This window comes from Streptomyces sp. NPDC031340, from assembly GCF_055569945.1.
In genome coordinates, this window is the sequence record NZ_JBVIIE010000013.1 from 65,499 (window position 1) to 83,209 (window position 17,711).

16 protein-coding genes are annotated in these 17,711 nt (G+C 73.1%); 3 read left to right on the top strand and 13 right to left on the bottom strand.

Going from position 1 to position 17,711, the window contains the following annotated elements:
• Window positions 1-87: 87 nt before the first annotated feature.
• Entirely contained in the window at window positions 88-282 is a 195-nt protein-coding gene (locus tag ACZ5GT_RS12350; protein ID WP_469019926.1) for a hypothetical protein, read from the bottom strand.
• A 196-nt stretch (window positions 283-478) separates the two neighbouring features.
• A complete protein-coding gene (locus ACZ5GT_RS12355; RefSeq protein WP_469019928.1) occupies window positions 479-754 on the bottom strand; it encodes a hypothetical protein in 276 nt (91 codons plus the stop codon).
• Between the two features lie 196 nt (window positions 755-950).
• Between ACZ5GT_RS12355 and ACZ5GT_RS12360 the strand changes: the two genes are divergently transcribed.
• Window positions 951-2,333, top strand: coding sequence for a serine/threonine-protein kinase (locus ACZ5GT_RS12360; RefSeq protein WP_469020309.1), 1,383 nt, complete (start codon window positions 951-953; stop codon window positions 2,331-2,333).
• A 31-nt stretch (window positions 2,334-2,364) separates the two neighbouring features.
• Here ACZ5GT_RS12360 and ACZ5GT_RS12365 read toward each other — a convergent pair whose 3' ends face one another.
• The 8 genes from ACZ5GT_RS12365 to ACZ5GT_RS12400 form a co-directional block, all read right to left on the bottom strand.
• Complete coding sequence (locus ACZ5GT_RS12365; protein WP_469019930.1) at window positions 2,365-3,183, bottom strand: TrmH family RNA methyltransferase; 819 nt, start codon at window positions 3,181-3,183, stop codon at window positions 2,365-2,367.
• Window positions 3,184-3,258: 75 nt separating this feature from the next.
• Window positions 3,259-4,491, bottom strand: a complete 1,233-nt coding sequence (gene cobA, locus ACZ5GT_RS12370) for a uroporphyrinogen-III C-methyltransferase (protein WP_469019935.1) — start codon at window positions 4,489-4,491, stop codon at window positions 3,259-3,261.
• A 155-nt stretch (window positions 4,492-4,646) separates the two neighbouring features.
• On the bottom strand, window positions 4,647-8,402 hold the full coding sequence (gene cobT / locus ACZ5GT_RS12375) for a nicotinate-nucleotide--dimethylbenzimidazole phosphoribosyltransferase (RefSeq protein WP_469019942.1): 3,756 nt from the start codon (window positions 8,400-8,402) through the stop codon (window positions 4,647-4,649).
• A gap of 389 nt (window positions 8,403-8,791) precedes the next feature.
• Entirely contained in the window at window positions 8,792-10,006 is a 1,215-nt protein-coding gene (cbiE, locus tag ACZ5GT_RS12380) for a precorrin-6y C5,15-methyltransferase (decarboxylating) subunit CbiE (RefSeq protein WP_469019948.1), read from the bottom strand.
• A 106-nt stretch (window positions 10,007-10,112) separates the two neighbouring features.
• Window positions 10,113-10,751, bottom strand: coding sequence for a GNAT family N-acetyltransferase (locus ACZ5GT_RS12385; protein WP_469019951.1), 639 nt, complete (start codon window positions 10,749-10,751; stop codon window positions 10,113-10,115).
• A gap of 154 nt (window positions 10,752-10,905) precedes the next feature.
• Complete coding sequence (locus ACZ5GT_RS12390) at window positions 10,906-11,733, bottom strand: MetQ/NlpA family ABC transporter substrate-binding protein (protein ID WP_469019955.1); 828 nt, start codon at window positions 11,731-11,733, stop codon at window positions 10,906-10,908.
• Between the two features lie 92 nt (window positions 11,734-11,825).
• Window positions 11,826-12,551, bottom strand: coding sequence for a methionine ABC transporter permease (locus ACZ5GT_RS12395; protein WP_469019961.1), 726 nt, complete (start codon window positions 12,549-12,551; stop codon window positions 11,826-11,828).
• Window positions 12,548-13,591, bottom strand: a complete 1,044-nt coding sequence (locus tag ACZ5GT_RS12400; protein ID WP_469019964.1) for a methionine ABC transporter ATP-binding protein — start codon at window positions 13,589-13,591, stop codon at window positions 12,548-12,550. The genes ACZ5GT_RS12395 and ACZ5GT_RS12400 overlap by 4 nt, the downstream gene beginning before the upstream one ends.
• A 626-nt stretch (window positions 13,592-14,217) precedes the next feature.
• Between ACZ5GT_RS12400 and ACZ5GT_RS12405 the strand changes: the two genes are divergently transcribed.
• Both ACZ5GT_RS12405 and ACZ5GT_RS12410 read left to right on the top strand, forming a co-directional pair.
• Complete coding sequence (locus ACZ5GT_RS12405) at window positions 14,218-14,577, top strand: hypothetical protein (protein ID WP_469019967.1); 360 nt, start codon at window positions 14,218-14,220, stop codon at window positions 14,575-14,577.
• Window position 14,578: 1 nt separating this feature from the next.
• Window positions 14,579-14,995, top strand: a complete 417-nt coding sequence (locus ACZ5GT_RS12410; protein ID WP_469019972.1) for a hypothetical protein — start codon at window positions 14,579-14,581, stop codon at window positions 14,993-14,995.
• Here ACZ5GT_RS12410 and ACZ5GT_RS12415 read toward each other — a convergent pair.
• The 3 genes from ACZ5GT_RS12415 to ACZ5GT_RS12425 all read right to left on the bottom strand — a co-directional run bounded on the left by ACZ5GT_RS12415 (window position 14,985) and on the right by ACZ5GT_RS12425 (window position 17,358).
• Complete coding sequence (locus ACZ5GT_RS12415; RefSeq protein WP_469019978.1) at window positions 14,985-15,482, bottom strand: GNAT family N-acetyltransferase; 498 nt, start codon at window positions 15,480-15,482, stop codon at window positions 14,985-14,987. The two genes, ACZ5GT_RS12410 and ACZ5GT_RS12415, sit on opposite strands and share 11 nt — an antisense overlap.
• A gap of 45 nt (window positions 15,483-15,527) precedes the next feature.
• Window positions 15,528-16,034, bottom strand: a complete 507-nt coding sequence (locus ACZ5GT_RS12420) for an RNA polymerase sigma factor (protein WP_469020311.1) — start codon at window positions 16,032-16,034, stop codon at window positions 15,528-15,530.
• Between the two features lie 154 nt (window positions 16,035-16,188).
• A complete protein-coding gene (locus ACZ5GT_RS12425) occupies window positions 16,189-17,358 on the bottom strand; it encodes a glycerophosphodiester phosphodiesterase (RefSeq protein ID WP_469019983.1) in 1,170 nt (389 codons plus the stop codon).
• Window positions 17,359-17,711 lie beyond the last annotated feature (353 nt).

The following is a 17,711-nucleotide window of genomic DNA, read 5'->3' on the forward strand; positions in this document are numbered from 1 at the left end:
TGTGCCGTCCGCCGCACCCCCGTCCCCACGGGGTTTCATGGGTGGATGTCCCCGCCCGGACCGCTCTTCCGGGCCTGGGGTCGCCGCTCAGCGCCCCAGCATCACGCCCACGGACGACGCTTGTGTGGCCACTGTCTCCCAGCCGTCGAAGACCAGGAGCAGCAGCGCCGCCAGAGGAAGGGCCATGAGCGTCGCCACCAGTGGGTGGCGGCGGCCCGTACGGCGGGGGCGCTGGAAGCGTCCCTGCGTGCGGAGCAGTGTCCGCGGTGCCGTGTGGGCCATGGTCCCTCTCCTGACCGTTCTCGGTTGTCGTGGAGCGGCGGGTGTCTGACCTCGGGGGACGAGTGCTGCACCCGCCGCTTGACCTCAAATCTAGGCGTCCGGCCCGCACCGCACGTCATGCCCTCGTACCGATTGCCGGGCCTCCCCGAGGATGAGCCGTGACCTGCCGAGTACTCCCCTGGGTGGAGACGTGGACCTACGACTCGGGGTCTTCCCGGAGGGGGCGCCCGGTGTGCCCCGCCTTTTCCGAGCTGTCCTCCCGCGGTACCGGCTGCTCGACCAGCGCCAGCACCCGGTTCGCCATGAACCGCGCTGTTCGCACCACCGATCCGTTGCGGGTGACTTCGCTCACTTCGACCACCCCCCGCCGTACCGCCGTCTCCACCCGGCGACCGGCCCTGCTCGCGACCACCTCGTACGTCCGCGTCGTGTCCCCGGCATCCACGACGATCTCCACGCGATCACCCTTCATGGACCCAATCCCCCATCCTTCTCAGGCGGTTGGACGTGGTGGCAGGGCGAATGCCCGCTGTCTGCGGCGTCCCTGACCACTCTTCAAGTCTCCCACCAGGCACTGACAATCCGTCCCCGCCGGAGGGCGCGGCCTATGCCCGCCGGCGGCCGTGGAAACGTAAGCTGTGGCACGTCAGACGGACCGGGCAGCGGGGATGAACATGGCGATGATGCGCCTGAGGCGCGAGGACCCGCGCGTCGTCGGCTCGTTCAGGCTTCACAGACGGCTCGGCGCGGGCGGCATGGGCGTGGTGTACCTGGGGTCCGACAAGAAGGGCCAGCGGGTAGCACTGAAGGTCATCCGGCCTGACCTGGCGGAGGACCAGGAGTTCCGCTCGCGCTTCGCCCGCGAGGTCTCGGCGGCCCGGCGCATCCGCGGCGGCTGTACGGCACGGCTCGTGGCCGCGGATCTGGAGGCGGACCGGCCCTGGTTCGCGACGCAGTACGTGCCGGGCCCGAGCCTGCACGACAAGGTCGCCGACGAGGGGCCGCTGGGCGCGGCGGAGGTCGCCTCGATCGGGGCGGCTCTGTCGGAGGGCCTGGTCGCCGTCCACGAGGCCGGTGTCGTGCACCGGGACCTCAAGCCGTCCAACATCCTGCTGTCCCCGAAGGGGCCGCGGATCATCGACTTCGGCATCGCCTGGGCGACGGGCGCCTCCACCCTCACGCACGTCGGCACGGCCGTCGGCTCGCCCGGCTTCCTCGCGCCGGAGCAGGTGCGCGGCGCCGCGGTGACGCCCGCCACCGACGTGTTCTCGCTCGGTGCCACGCTGGCGTACGCGTCGACGTCGGACTCGCCCTTCGGGCACGGCAGTTCCGAGGTGATGCTGTACCGCGTGGTGCACGAGGAGCCGCAGTTGCACAGCGTCCCGGACGCCCTGGCCCCGCTGGTGCGCGCGTGCCTGGCGAAGGACCCGGAGGAGCGGCCCAGCACGCTGCAGCTGTCGCTGCGGCTGAAGGAGATCGCCGCCCGCGAGGCGCAGGTGCTCACCGACGTGCGCCCGCCCGCGCAGCGCACCGGTGGGGCGGACCGGCCCACCGGACGGCTCGCCGACACCTATCCGGAGCAGCAGCGCACCCTGCGGCAGCCGCAGGGGACCCCTCCCCCGCGTGGCGCCGCATCAGGTTCCCGGGGTGCCGCGCCGGCCCGCGGCGGGGTGCCGTCACGGGGCGGCGGCGGCTCGCGCGGCGGTTCCACGACGTCGCCGCGGACCGGTGGCCGGCCGGCGCCCGCCCAGCGCCGCGGCCCGGGCTCCGCCGGCGGAGGCCGGCCGGGTCCGCGCAGCGGCACCGGCCGCCCGGCGCCCAGGAACACGGGAACGGGACGGCGGCCGGCGAACCCGCGGCTGCTGCGGCAGCGGCTGGTCGTGTTCGTCGTGGTGACGCTGCTGGTGGCGCTCGGCATCGCCGCGGCGCAGGGCTGCGAGGGGCCGTCGCGGGGACTGGGCGGCGACGGCGGCGGCATCGGCGGCGGCAGCGTCGTATCGCAGCACCAGCAACAGCAGCAGCCGGAACCGGGCCGCGCCCCGTCGAGCTAGCCGGTCGCGGTCCCGGCCGGTTCCGCCGGGGTCACGCCCCCGGACGGCCCGTGGCCACCGCGTAGAAGGCGACCGCGGCCGCGGCGCCGACGTTGAGCGAGTCCACCCCGTGCGACATGGGGATGCGGACCCACTCGTCGGCGGCCACCAGCGCCTGGGTGGACAGGCCGTCGCCCTCGGCGCCGAGCATCAGCGCGACCCGGTCCATCGTGTGCGGGGCGGCCTCGTCGAGGGTCCTGGCCTTCTCGTCCGGGGTGAGGGCGAGGAGCGTGAAGCCGGCCTCGCGGACCGACTCCAGGCCCTTGGGCCAGGTGTCCAGGCGGGCGTACGGCACCGAGAAGACCGCGCCCATGGAGACCTTGACGCTGCGCCGGTAGAGGGGGTCGGCGCAGTCCGGGGAGAGCAGGACGGCGTCCATGCCGAGGGCGGCGGCGGAGCGGAAGATCGCGCCGATGTTGGTGTGGTCGTTGACCGACTCCATGACGACGACCCGGCGCGCGGTCCGCAGCAGGCCGGCAGCCGTCGGCAGCGGCTTGCGCTGCATCGACGCGAGCGCCCCGCGGTGGACGTGGTAGCCGGTGACCCGCTCGGCGAGTTCGGGGCTGACGGCGTAGACGGGTGCGGGAAGTTCGTCGATGACGTCGCGCATGACGTCGATCCACTTCGCGGAGAGCAGCATCGAGCGCATCTCGTAGCCCGCTTCCTTGGCCCGTCTGATGACCTTCTCGCCCTCGGCGATGAACAGGCCCTCGGCGGGTTCGCGCTTGCGGCGCAACTCGACGTCGGTCAGGCCTGTGTAGTCGCGCAGGCGCGGGTCGGCGGGGTCCTCAACGGTGATGAGATCGGCCACAGGGGTGATACTGCCTTGTCCTGGGAGCGGTGCCAACGGCTGGGAGCGGGTCGTGTTACCCGGGGTTACTCGTGATCAAGCGGACGCTTCGGGGCCCACGTTCACGACCTCGCCCACGACGATGACCGCGGGCGGCCGCACGTCCTCGGCGCGTACGGTCTCGGCGACCGTGGCGAGGGTCGCGTCGACGCGGCGCTGCGCGGCGGTGGTGCCCTCCTGGACCAGTGCTACCGGGGTGTCGGGCGACTTGCCGTGCGCCACCAGCGTCTCCGCGATCTTGCCGATCTTGTCGACGCCCATGAGGATCACGAGGGTGCCGGTCAGCTTGGCGAGCGACGCCCAGTCGACCAGGGAGCGCTCGTCGTCGGGGGCGACATGGCCGCTGACCACCGTGAACTCGTGGGCGACGCCGCGGTGGGTGACGGGGATGCCGGCCGCGCCCGGCACCGAGATGGAGCTGGAGATGCCGGGGACCACCGTGTACGGGATGCCCGCCTCGACCAGCGCCTGGGCCTCCTCCATGCCGCGGCCGAAGACGAAGGGGTCGCCGCCCTTGAGCCGGACGACGGCCTTGCCCTGCTTGGCGTGCTCGATGATCGCGTTGTTGATGGCCTCCTGGGCCATGTAGCGGCCGTAGGGGATCTTCGCCGCGTCGATCACCTCGACGTGCGGCGGGAGTTCGGCGAGGAGGTCGCGCGGGCCGAGACGGTCGGCGATGACGACGTCGGCCTCGGCGAGCAGCCGGCGGCCGCGGACCGTGATCAGGTCCGGGTGGCCGGGGCCGCCGCCGACGAGGGCGACGCCGGGCGTGCGGGTGCGGTGGTGCGGGGCGACGAGGGTGCCGTCGCGCAGGCCCTCCACGACCGCGTCGCGGATGGCGGCGGTGCGGCGAGGGTCGCGGTCGCGCGCCTCGGTGGTGAGGACGGCGATCGTGACGCCCTCGCTGTGGCCGGTGGCCGGGGTCCAGGCGGTGGCCCGGTCGGCGTCGTCGGAGCGCACGCACCACACGCGGTGCCGCTCGGCCTCGGCGGACGCGGCGGCGTTGGCGGCCGGGTCGCTGGTGGCGATCAGGGCGTACCAGGCGTCCGCGAGGTCGCCTTCGGCGTACGGCCGCCGCTCCCAGGTGATCTCTCCGGCGTCCGCCATCGCCTCGACGGAGGGGGTCGCCTCCGGCGACACCAGGAGGACGTCCGCGCCCGCCGCGACGAGGGCCGGCAGGCGGCGCTGGGCGACTTGGCCGCCGCCGAGCACGACCACTTTGCGGCCGGTGAGGCGGAGGCCTACGGGGTAGGCGGGGTGTTCGGCCATGGAGGTGCGGCTCCTCGTCCAGGCGGGGCGGTGGGCGCTACGGCTCTGGAGCTGCCCTGACGTGCGGATTCTAGGTGCGTATCAGCGTACGGCCGGGGTGGGCCGGCGTGACGGTGTGCTTGCTCACCCCACCCCGGTCCCCGGGCCGTCGCGGTCTACTTCTCGGTGACGCCCGCCGAGTCGAACGTGGCCACCTCGTGCATCGCCCGGGCCGTGCTCTGCACCAGCGGCAGGGCCAGCAGGGCGCCGGTGCCCTCGCCGAGGCGGAGGTCGAGGTCGACCAGGGGGCGCAGGCCCAGCTTGTTGAGCGCCGCGACGTGGCCCGGCTCGGCGCTGCGGTGGCCCGCGATGCACGCCGCGAGGACCTCGGGGGCGATCGCGCGGGCGACCAGCGCGGCGGCGCCGGCGCTGACGCCGTCGAGGATCACCGGCGTGCGCAGGGAGGCGCCGCCCAGCAGCAGGCCGACCATGGCGGCGTGCTCGAAGCCGCCGATCGCGGCGAGGACGCCGATGGGGTCGGCCGGGTCCGGCTGGTGCAGTTCGAGGGCGCGGCGGACGACCTCGGTCTTGCGGGCCAGGGTCTCGTCGTTGATGCCGGTGCCGCGGCCGGTCACCTCGGCCGGGTCGGCGCCGGTGAAGACCGAGATGAGGGCCGCCGACGCGGTGGTGTTCGCGATGCCCATCTCGCCGGTCAGCAGACCCTTGTTGCCGGCCGCCACCAGGTCGCGGGCCGTCTCGATGCCGACCTCGATGGCCCGCTTGGCCTCTTCGCGGGTCATCGCCGGGCCGGTGGTCATGTCGGAGGTGCCGGCGCGGACCTTGCGCGGCAGCAGGCCCGGCGTGGCGGGCAGGTCGGTGGCGACGCCCACGTCGACGACGCACACCTCGGCGCCCACCTGGCCGGCGAAGGCGTTGCAGACCGCGCCGCCGCCGAGGAAGTTGGCCACCATCTGGGCGGTGACCTCCTGCGGCCAGGGGGTGACGCCCTGGGCGTGCACGCCGTGGTCGCCGGCGAAGATCGCGACGGCCGCGGGCTCCGGGATCGGCGGCGGGCACTGGCGGGACAGGCCGGACAGCTGCGCGGAGATGATCTCCAGCATGCCGAGCGCGCCGGCCGGCTTGGTCATGCGCTTCTGCCGCTCCCACGCCTCGCCGAGCGCCTTGGCGTCCAGCGGGCGGATCTGGGCGACGGTCTCGGCGAGCAGGTCGTGCGGCTCCTCGCCGGGCAGGGCGCGGCGGCCGTACGTCTCCTCGTGCACCACCCAGGACAGCGGGCGGCGCTTGGACCAGCCCGCCTGCATCAGCTCGGGCTCGTCCGGGAACTCGTCGACGTAACCGACGCACAGGTAGGCGATGACCTCGAGGTGCTCGGGCAGGCCGAGGGCGCGGACCATCTCGCGCTCGTCGAAGAAGCTGACCCAGCCGACGCCGAGGCCCTCGGCGCGGGCGGCGAGCCACAGGTTCTCCACGGCGAGCGCGGCGGAGTACGGCGCCATCTGCGGCTGGGTGTGCCGGCCGAGGGTGTGGCGGCCGCCGCGGGTGGGGTCGGCGGTGACGACGATGTTGACCGGGGTGTCGAGGATGGCCTCGATCTTCAGTTCCTTGAACTGCTTCGCCCGGCCCTTCGGCAGCGACTTGGCGTACGCCTCCCGCTGGCGCATGGCCAGTTCGTGCATGCTGCGGCGGGTCTCCGACGAGCGGATGACGACGAAGTCCCACGGCTGGGAGTGCCCGACGGACGGGGCGGTGTGCGCGGCCTCCAGGACACGCAGCAGCACCTCGTGCGGGATCGGGTCGCTGCGGAAGCCGTTGCGGATGTCGCGCCGCTCGCGCATGACCTTCAGAACGGCCTCGCGCTCGGCGTCGTCGTAGGGGGGCGCGGCCGGGCCGGTGGACTGGCGGGCGGGCGTCGTGGCCGTACCGTCCTCTTCCTGGTCGGCGGCCCGGGTCTCCAGGCCCTCCCCGTTCTGCACGGCTTCGGGACCGGGCTCCGGCGGGGCGGGGACGGGCGCGACGGACTCCGCGGCCTGTGCTTCCTCCGTGGGGAGGGTGACGGCCTGCGGCGGGGCCGGCGCGAGGTTCGGTGCGGTGGGCACCGAGCCCTCGACGGGAACGAACTGCCCCAGCACCTGATCCGGTACGGGCTGGTTCTGGAGGAGTTGATCCTGGACGGGCTGGTCCTGGACGGCCTGCGGGAAGGCGGCGGCCTCGCCCTGCACGGGCTCGGCGACGGGGACCGTGGCCGGGTCGGCGGGCACGTCGGCGGACTGGATCTGCGGGCCGGCGGGTGCGACGACCGTCGGCTGCGGCGCCGGGGCGGCCGGGGTGTCGGCCGGCGGCGCGGGCTGCGGCCCGGCCGGGATCGCGGCGTCCTCGGCGACGCTCTCGGCGAGGGGCTGCTGCGGGCTCGCGGCCGGGTCCACCGGCTGCGCGGAGGGGACGGCGTCGGCGGGCAGTGCCTCGTACGGGGGCTGCGGCACCTCCGGCGCGGGGGCCGCGGCTGCCGGGTCCACCTCCGGGACGGCCGCGGTCGGCTCGGCGGCGGGCTGCGCGACGGCGGCCGCCACGACCGGCTGGGCGCCGGGGATCATCTGCTCGGCCTGCTCTTGGATCGCCTGCTCCTGGACTGCCTGTTCTTGGACTGCCTGCTCCTGGACTGCCTGCTCCTGGACTGCCTGCTCCTGGACTGCCTGTTCTTGGACTGCCTGTTCGTGGACCGGCTGCTCGACGGGAGCGTCCACGGCGGGTGCGGCGGGGGCGGGCTGCACCGGGGCGGGGTGGACGGCGTCAGCGCCCGCGGCCACGGGGGCCACCGGAGCCATGGGGGCCACGGGCTCGGCGGCCTGAACGGCCTCGGGGGTCGCGTCCACGACGGGCGCCTCGGCGGCGACCGCCTCCGGGGCACCTGCCTCCACGGCAACGACCTCCGGAGCGACCGCCTCGGGAGCCTCTTCCGGAGCAACCGCTTCCTGAACGACCGGCTCCGCGGCGATCGCCTCGGGCGTCGGCTCCGCCGCGGGGGCGGCGTCGGCGACGGGCGCGTTCACGGGGTCGGACGGTTCGACGACGGGCGCGCCCTCGAACGCCGGAACGGCACCTTCCGCGGGGACGGCAGCCTGCGCCGGGACAGCACCCTCCGCGACGACGCCTCCGTCCGCGGGCACCGCGCCGTCCGTGGCGGGCGCGGGCGCGGCAGCGTCCGGGGCGCCCGCGTCGGGAGCCCCGGCCGGGAGGCCGCCCTCCGCGGCGACGGGGGGCACGCTCACCGGAGCCGGTGCGCCGTACGTGCTGTCCTGCGCCTGCGCCTGGGCCGGCACCGGGGCCTCGCCCGCCGGCGCGGGGAAGTATCCGTTCGCCGGGCCGGCCGTTTCGGCGGTCGCCGCCCCCACGGCCACCGGCACCTGCACCGCGGTCTGCGGCGGAGCACCCCAGGGCGTCGCGCCCTGCGGGGCCGGCTGGTGGGCGTCGAGGTACTCGGGGGCGGAGGGCACCGACGGGGCGGGCTGCCGCACCGGCGCGCCGGCGGGGCCGCGGTCGGCCAGGGAGCGGACCGGGCTGGCGGAGGCGTCGGGGATGGGCGGGCCGAGGTGCAGCGGGCGGCGCGGCGCGACCGGCACCGACGGCGCCGGGTCGGGCAGGCGGACTCCGCCGAGGTCGACCGAGCCGGTGTCCCGGCCGTCCGTCTCGTGCGGGCCGGGCTCGTGCACGGCCTCGACGACCGGTTCCGGCGCGGGCGGGGCGACCTCGTTGCCCCACGCGCCCTGGGCGCCCGGCAGCAGCAACAGGTCTTCGTCCTGGGCGGTGGTCTCGGAGAGGTAGGTGTACGAGCCGTGCGCGGGTACGCCCGGCTGCTCCACCATGCCTGCGTTCTCCGGCAGTCCCTCGCCCGGGACCTGGCCGGTGTCGGTCATGCGTACCCCTCGCCCATCGGTTAGTGCTTCTACGACCAGCTCACCGGGGACGGCGCACCGACCGTCCCGCAGTGAAGAACGAGCGTGCGTGCCCAGCGGCACGAACAGCCTGTCCACAAAGACGACAAAGCCATTGATTGGCATTGTCGCGGCCGTTCCCCCGTCGCGACAGCGTGATCCGCGACAGCCCGCTGTGGACTGCGCCACGTTGCGCGTCCTCCGGTTCTGCCGTACCACACCCGCCCCAAACGGGGCGCGTTTTCCGGACATTGACGAACGAAATGCCGGGCCGCACGGTGCGGTACAACGGTCGGCCAGCCTACCGCGCGTGGTGCGACTACCGGATCACCGGGATGGCGGAAAACAGGATCACTGGGACGAGAGCGGAGTCACGGGGCGCGATCGGGGAGCACGCCGCTGAGCAGGAACGCCACACTGCGCTCCGTCTCCGTCCAGGCCCGGGTGTCGAGTTCCACGGACTGCAGGAGGGCGCACTCGACCTGGTATCCGTGCTCGGTCAGGTCGCGGCCGACGAGTTCGGCGGCGTCGCGGGTCGCCGCGTGCGTGACGATGCGCTGCGGACGGCGGTCGGCGACCGCGGAGACCACGGCCGCTCCCCCGCCGCCGACACGCACGACGTCCGGCTCGGGAAGCCTCTCCAGGACGTGCGGGGCGGTGCCGTGCACGATCTGCGGCTGGACGCCGAAGCGGCGGGCGGCGATCTCGGTGCGGCCGCACGCCGCCACGTCCCGGTCGACGGCGATGACGGCGGCGCCGGCCCGCGCGGCCTCGGCGGCGAAGGCGCCGCTGCCGCAGCCGATGTCCCACACCAGGTCGCCGACGCGCGGGCCGAGGCGGGCGAGCTGGGCCGCGCGCAGCAGGTCCGTCTCGCCCTCGCCGAGCGGGCCGTAGGTCTCGCCGGGCTGCGTCCAGCCGCGCGGGCCGGCGCCGGGGTCGCGTCCGGCGATCCAGCCGCCCTCCGCGGACGCGCCGGGCTGGACGGGGCCGCCGATGACGATGACGACGTTCGGGTCGCGCCAGGTGTGGTCGGCCGCCTTGTCGGAGGTGACGACGGAGACTCGCTCGCGTTCGGTGCCGAGTTCCTCGCAGGTGACGAAGGTGCGGTGGACGCCGTCAAGGAGGAGTCCGAGTTCGGCGGGGCCGGCGCCCGGCGAGGTGAGGACGGCGACCTTGGGGTGAGCTCGGCACACGTTCACCGCGCGGCGCAGGGTGCGGCGGTGTGCGACCACCACTTGTGCGTCGTCCCACGGCATGCCGGCCCGGGCGAAAGCGGCGGCCACCGAGGAGACGGCCGGGACGACTTCGACCTCCAGGCCGAACTCGGGCGCGCGCAGGGTGCGTACGACGCCGAAGAAGCCGGGGTCGCCGTCGGCGAGCACGACCGCCGTGCCGCGGTGGGCGGCGATGCGGCGGGCGGCGAGGGCGACGCTGCCGAGGCGGATGCGCTCGGCGGTGGGCGGCACCTCGGGGAGCGCCAGGTGGTGCGCGGCACCGGCCACCAGAGTGGCGGCGCCCAGGGCCGCGCGCGCCGCCGCGGTCAGCGGCGAGCCGTCCCAGCCGATCACCGTGACGCGGTCGGCCATCGTCGTCAGTCTCCAGGGGTTTCTCGGGATCGGGCAGCCCGGGCGGGCTCCGTGAGGGTATCCGGTGGATCGCGCGGGGTGGCAGCGGCATGGCCGCCCCCTGACTTCAGTTCCAGTCGGGGTACGCGGTGAAACCGCCGGTGTCGGACAGTTGTTCGCCGGCGCCGTCGAGGTCCTCGGGCAGCAGGCTCCACACGATGAAGTCGGTGCGCATGTCGGTCCAGGTGCCGTCCTCGGTGCGGACGTGGACTATGCACGCGTTGCGCAGGACACCCTCGCTGATGCAGCCGATCTTCTGGGCGACCTGCTGGGAGGCGGCGTTGTCGGCGGCGGTGCGCAGCTCGATGCGCTCGAACTTCTGGTCGCCGAAGAGCCATTGGGCGGTGGCGAGCGCGGCCTCGGAGGCGTAGCCCTCGCCGCGTGCCCAGGGGGCGATGATGTACGACAGTTCGGTGGACCGGATGTGCCAGTCGGTCTTCGTCAGCTGGACGATGCCGACGAGGCGCTGGGTGAGGAACTCGGTGACGGCGAGGTCCAGACCGCGCCCCCCGGCGCGTTCGGCGGGCGCCCACTCGGTGATCCAGTGGCGGGCGCCGTCCTGGGTGAAGGGCTGGGGGACGTCGGTCCAGGCGCCGACCTGCTCGTCGTTCATCATCTCGGCGAGTGCGGGCACGTCGTCCTCGTCGAGGGGACGCAGCACCAACCGCTCCGTGCTGATGGAGATGTTGGGGAAGGTGCTAGTCATGCGCCGCTCCGTAGACGTCGGAATGGATTCGAGATGCGTCAGGGCCTGTCGAACTGCCCAGCATGCAGCATGAAAGCACTGAACCGCACCGTGGGGTTCACTCCGGGCGATGGAGTGAACCCCGTCGGTGCGGGCGAGTTGGCCGCGAGTCGGCTCAGAAGGAAGCGATGACCGAGCCGTCGTACTTGTCCTCGATGAACTTCTTGACCTGGGGGGAGGTGAGGAGCTTCGCGAGCTTCCGCACGCGCGGGTCGTCCTCGTGACCCTTCTTGACGGCGAGGAAGTTGCCGTAGGGGTTGTCCTTCGCGGACTCCAGCACGAGGGCGTCCGCGGACGGCTTGAGGCCGGCCTCGATGGCGTAGTTGCCGTTGACGACCGCCGCGTCGACGTCGTCCAGGGAGCGCGGGGTCTGGGCCGCCTCCAGCTCCTTGAACTTGAGGTTCTTCGGGTTCTCGGTGATGTCGGAGGGGGTCGCCTCGTTGCCCACGCCGTCCTTGAGCGTGATGAGCCCCTTGGCAGCGAGCAGCTTCAGGGCCCGCGCCTCGTTGACCGTGTCGTTGGGGACGGCGACGGTCGCGCCGCTCTTGAGGGCGTCGGCGCTCTTGACCTTGTGGGAGTACAGGCCCAGCGGCTCCAGGTGCACGGTGACGACGGGCACGATGTGGGTGCCGTTCTTCTTGTTGAAGTCGTCCAGGTAGGGCTGGTTCTGGAAGTAGTTGGCGTCGACGTCGCCGTCCTCGGTCGCCGTGTTCGGCGTGACGTAGTCGGTGAACTCCTTGACCTCCAGGTCGAGGCCCGCCTTCTTCGCCAGGTGGTCCTTGACGTAGTCGAGGATCTCGGCGTGCGGGGTGGGGCTCGCGGCGACGACCAGCGGTCCGCTGCCGTCGGAGGCCGAGTCCTTGTCCGAGCCGCAGGCGGTGATCCCGAAGGTGAGGGCTCCGGCGGCGAGGACGGCGGTGGTGATCTTGGCGGTGTTGCGCACGAAAAGTGCCTTTCCTTTTGGGTGGAGCTGTCCCGTCGGGGTGGACGGGGGTTCTCGGTGGCTCTTGAGGGTGGTCGGGAAGCCCGGGGTTCTCAGGCGGTCTCGCCCGCCGCGGTCCGGGACTTCAGCAGCCGGAGCTTCGGCGCGGGGCCCGACCGGCCGCCCCGGCGGTGCAGCGAACGGGCCGCGTGGTCGCCGGCGAACTGGATGAGCGAGATGACGACGGCGAGGATCGCGACGGTGATCCACATGAGCCCGGTCTCGAAGCGCTGGTAGCCGTACCGGATGGCGATGTCGCCGAGCCCGCCGGCGCCGACCGTGCCGGCCATCGCGGAGTAGCCGATGAGGGCGACGATCGTGGTGGTGGTGGAGGAGACGAGGGACGGCAGGGACTCGGGTACCAGCACCTTGCGCACGACGGTCCAGGTGTTGCCGCCCATCGCCTGCACGGCCTCCACGAGCCCGCCGTCCACCTCGCGGACGGCCGTCTCGACGAGGCGGGCGAAGAAGGGGATGGCGCCGACGGCCAGCGGCACGATGGCGGCCTCACGGCCGATGGTGGTGCCGGTGACGGTCCGGGTGAAGCCCATCAGCGCGACCATCAGGATGATGAACGGCATCGAGCGGGCGACGTTCACGACCTGGCCGATGACCTTGTTGGCGACGACGTTCTGCAGCAGTCCGCCCTTGTCCGTGAGGACGAGCAGGACGCCGAGCGGGAGTCCGCCGACGACGGCGATGAGTGTGGACCAGCCCACCATGTAGAGGGTGTCCCAACACGCCTGCGACAGCAGCGGCTGCATCTCGGTCCAGGTCACCGGGCACCTTCCTTCACCAGCGTGGTCTGTTCGCCCGGCACGTCGACGTGCAGGCCCTGTTCGCGCAGGAAGCCGATCGGCACGACGTTGTCCTCGTAGCGGCCGGGCAGTTCGATGCGCATGCGGCCGACCTGCAGGCCGCCGACGGTGTCGATGGCGGCACCGAGGATCGATATGTCGATGTTGTAGGTGCGCGCGAGCCGGGAGACGACCGGCTGGGTCGCGGCCTCGCCCTGGAAGGTGACGTCGACGACCGTGCGGTCGGCCCCGGACGCCTCGCCGCCCACCGGGAAGAGCGCGGAGGCCAGTTGGGAGCCGGGCGTCGCGAGCAGTTCGCTCACCGTCCCGGACTCGACGACGCGCCCCCGCTCCATGAGCGCGGCCGAGTCGCAGATGCTCTTGACCACGTCCATCTCGTGCGTGATGAGCAGGACGGTCAGGCCCAGCTGCCGGTTGAGGTCGCGCAGCAGCTGGAGGATCGAGCGGGTGGTCTCCGGGTCGAGGGCGCTGGTCGCCTCGTCGGAGAGCAGCACCTTGGGGTCGCCGGCCAGGGCGCGGGCGATGCCGACGCGCTGCTTCTGGCCGCCGGAGAGCTGGGCGGGGTAGGACTTCGCCTTGTCGGCGAGGCCGACCAGGTCCAGCAGTTCCAGCGCCTTGCGGGAGCGGTCCCGGGCCGGCCGGCCGAGGATCTCCAGCGGCAGCTCGACGTTGTCCTGGACGGTCCGCGAGGAGAGCAGGTTGAAGTGCTGGAAGACCATGCCGATCCGGCTGCGCGCCCGCCGCAGCTCCCGGCCGGCGCGCGGGCCGCGCCCGGCGAGGGCGGTGAGGTCCTGCCCGGCCACGGTCACCGTCCCGGCGGTGGGCCGCTCCAGCAGATTGACACAGCGGATGAGCGAGGACTTGCCGGCGCCGGACTGGCCGATGACGCCGTACACCTCGCCCTCGCGCACATGCAGGTCGACGCCGTCGAGGGCGGTGACCTCACGGCCGTGTGAGCCGTGGGACCGGTAGACCTTGGTCAGGCCCGATGTGGTGATCACTGGGGTTTTCCGTCACTGTCGAGTGCGCGGGCGTGGGTGTGCCCGGGCACGGGTGCATTCGTTGCATTCGTTCAGGACGCGACACGGTTCTCGCGGTGGCGAGAGAACCGGGGAGAACGGCATGTGCGCGTCGAAGCTCGGTCCCGCGTCGGTCGTCCGACGCGGCCGGGGCGCTGCGGGGCCTTCCAGCCTTCTTCTAGCAGGCGCACATTCGACACATACAACGAGCACCGGGCGTCATGGTCGCCTCGGTCGCAGAAATGCGGCAGCTCGTCGTGGTCATGCGATCAGTAAAACATGCGTACGGTCCTGACACGGCACCGGTGTCCGCATCATGGACACACGTGGACACCGGTCGGCCGCGACCCGAGGCATCCCCGGCACCCCCGTTGACCTGCGCGGACAGGGCCGGAAGGTCCCGCGCCACCCGGCCGGCGCCGCGTTCGTGCGCCTGGCGGATTGTGGTCGACGCCACGGTGATCGACGCCGCGGTGGTTCACGGTGGTCGACGCCACGGTGGTCGGGCCGACGCCGCGTCCGCGGACGGTGGGGAGACGGGCCCGGGCGCGGGGGTGGGGCGCGGGGGTGGCGGCAGCAGGGGTTTTCGGCCGTAATAAGGTCGCTGCATGCTTGATGCCCTGACGCTCGTGACAGGCGTCGCCGCGCTGTTGCTCGCCGCCTGGTGCGGCTGGGCCGCGTACCGTGACCAGCCGACCAAGGACTGGCATTTCATCGGCATGGCCGTGGTGTCGCTGCTGGCCGTGGCGCAGCTGGTGATCGGTGTCGTGCAGCTGGCGCGGGGCGAGAAGGCGGAGCAGGGCACGACGATCTTCGTGGCGTACCTGATCGGCGCCTTCGCCTGTGTTCCGGCGGCGGGCTTCATGTCGCTGGCGGAGCGCACCCGGTGGGGATCGGTGACGGTGGCCGCGGGCGCCGTCGTCCTCGCCGTTCTCGAGGTGCGGCTGTACGACATCTGGGGAGGCTGACGTGACCACCGTGGACGACAAGCCGAAGCGGCTCATCAGCGGCCCCGGCATGCTGCTGGTCTGGTTCTACGGCGTGATGGTCGTCGGCGCGGTGTCGCGCTCGGCGTACCAGATCGCCACCGAGTTCGACCGGGCGCCGCTCGCCTACTCCCTGTCGGCGGTGGCCGGCGTGGTGTACGGGTTCATCACGTACTCCCTGGTGCGCGGCGGTGAGCGGGCCCGCCGGGCGGCGCAGGTGTGCTGCGCCGCCGAACTCGCGGGTGTGCTGATCGTGGGCACCTGGACCCTGGTCGAGCCGTCGGCGTTCCCGGACGCGACGGTCTGGTCGGACTACGGCATGGGGTACGTCTTCATCCCGGTGCTGCTGCCGCTGTCCGCGCTGTACTGGCTGCGCCGCGACCGCGCCGTCACGCCGTAGCGGCGAACGTCCCGGCCGGCTTCTCCAGCACGATCATCGGAACGCCGTCCGCGCCCTCGGAGGTGCCCACGGTCTCGTAGCCCACCCGGCGGTACAGGCGCAGGTTGCCCTCGCTGCGGTGGCCGGTGAACAGGCGGAACCTCGTCGCGCCGCGCTCCTCGGCGAGGGCCGACTCCGCGGCCCGCAGCAGGCGGGCGCCGATGCCGTGGCCCTGGAGGCGGGGGTGGACGCAGAGCCTGCCGATGGAGGCGGAGCCGTCCTCAAGGACGCGTCCGCGCACCGAGCCGACCACCTCGTCACCGAGCCGGGCCACGTACACGCAGTCCGCGGCCACCTCCTGGCGGACCGAGTCGAGGCTCTGGACGAGCGGGTCGATGCGGTAGTTGCCGTACAGCGCCGCCTCGCTCTGGAAGCACAGGTACTGGAGCTTGAAGATCTGCTCCGCGTCCTGCTCGGTCGCCACCGAGATGGTCACGCTCATGCCCATGTGCGCACGCCTCCCGCTCACCTGATCGCCGGTCGTCCCTCACTCCTATCCCCGCACTTCACGGGCCGCAACCTCCCCTGTGAGCAAACGTCGCAGACATCCCAGACATCTGGAACGTTCCGGTCCGAGACTGCCCTGTGAGATACCCAACTCCCCCGCGATCTCCCGGTAGGTCGGGTCCGTCGGGGACAGCAGCGCCGCCAGCAGCCGGGGGCAGCGGCCCGGCAGGCGGCGGACAGCGTCGTGCAGGGCCCGGTGGCGGGCGGCCGCGAGGGCGGCCCGCGCGGGATCGCGACCGGGGTCGTCCACCGGCTCCACGGTGTACGGCTGCTCGCTGCGGGCCGTGCGCAGGGCGTGGCGGGCCTCGCGGCGGACGGCCCGGCGCAGCCAGCCGGGCGGGTCCTCCGGAGGCGCTTCCGCGTGGAGGCGTTCGAAGAGGCGCAGCCAGACCGCCTGTTCCAGGTCGCCCGGCTCCACGCCGCGGGCGTGCGCCTCCGCGGCCGCCTCGGCGGCGAGCAGCGGGCGCAGGGCGGCGATCAGGTCAGGGGGCACGACGGCCGGGTCGGGAGTGGCGACGGCAGGGTCATGCGTGAGGGCGGCGGGGTCAGCGGTCAGGACGGCCTCGGGGGTCATACGGCAGACGACGCGGCCGCCCGGCGTCGGGTTGCCGGGCGGCCGTTCCGTCACCCCATCCGGGGCGGGGGCGTCAGCCGTTGACGAAGTCCTGGCGGGCCAGCAGGCCGGTGTCGGCGTTGTCGGTGAAGACGCCGTCGATGCCGGTCGCGAAGTACGTCTTGAAAGCGCCGAAGACGTCTCCGTAGCCGTCGGGGTCCGTGCCCTTGCGGAAGCCCGCGGGCAGGAACGGGTTCTCGTTGCGCATGGTGTAGGGGTGCAGGATCAGGCCGACCGCGTGGGCGTCCTTGACCAGGGTGGTGGGCGTGGTGAGGTTGCCGCTCGCGTCCTTCGGGATGACCAGGTCGAGGGTGGGGCCGATGCCCTGCGCGTATCCGGCGATCTCCCGCAGGCCCTTCGGCGTGATCAGGTCGGCGACGGTGCGCGGGTCGCCCGCCTCGACGAAGTCCCAGGGGCGGCTGCCCGCCGAGGAGAGCAGGACGACCAGGGGGTTGTCGACCAGCGTGTTCAGGCGCTGGATGCTGGTCGGCTCGAAGGACTGCAGGATGACCGGCGAGTTCCGCTTGTCCTTGCCGTACTTGTGGAGCAGCTTGGCGACCCGCTCCTCCAGGCCGAGGCCCAGCTTGCGGAAGTAGGTGGGGTGCTTGGTCTCCGGGTAGATCCAGACCTGCCGGCCGCGCTTGCGGGTCTGCTCGTCCTGCCACTTCAGGACCTCTTCGAAGGTGGGGATCTCCCAGCGGCCGTTGTAGAGGGTGTTGTGCGGGCGGTTGGCGGGGATGCGCTCGACCGCGCGGAGGGTCTTCAGCTCGGCGAGCGTGAAGTCCTCGGTGAACCAGCCGGTGGTGGAGACGCCGTCGATGACCTTGGTGGTCCTGCGGCCGGCGAACTCGGGGTGGTCCGCGACGTCGGTCGTGCCGCCGATCTCCGGCTCGTGACGGCAGACCAGATGGCCGTCCTTGGTGGGCACCAGGTCGCCGGCCTCGACGATGTCGGCGCCGAGGTCGAGGGCGAGCTGGTAGGAGCCGAAGGTGTGCTCCGGGCGGTAGCCGCTGGCGCCGCGGTGGCCGATGATCGTCGGCACGGGCAGGCTGCGGAGGCCGCCGGTGCCGTGTCCGGCCGCCTCGGCGGCCCGCGCCGTACCGGACAGGGACAGGACCGCCCCGCCCGCACCGAGCACCGCCGCGCCGAGGAGCGCCCTCCGCCCGGTCCCGCCCGTCTGCTTGTCCGACCCCTGCGTTGTCATGACGCCTCCTGTTTCGGCCCCTCGCCGTTGATGCCGGCCGATCGTAGGTGTGCGTCGGTGACCGGAGGGATACCCCGGGCGGAACGCTCGGGTGACGGGGGATGGTCGTCCGGGAACACCTGTCTGACGACTCGTCGGTTCGCCTCGGCGCGCCGGGGTGCCGGGGTGCCGGGGTGCCGGTCGTGGGCGACGGCCGGCGGGGGCCGGCGGGCCGCTCACCCGCCGGCCCGCGCGACCTCCGTCACATCGTTCCGGCGGGATTACCGCGGTGCGACACGGCGCGCCCGCAGGTGAGGACGGGTCAACACTGTGTAAGACCTGAGTGAACCGGCCGCGCCCGATGTGCGCGACGA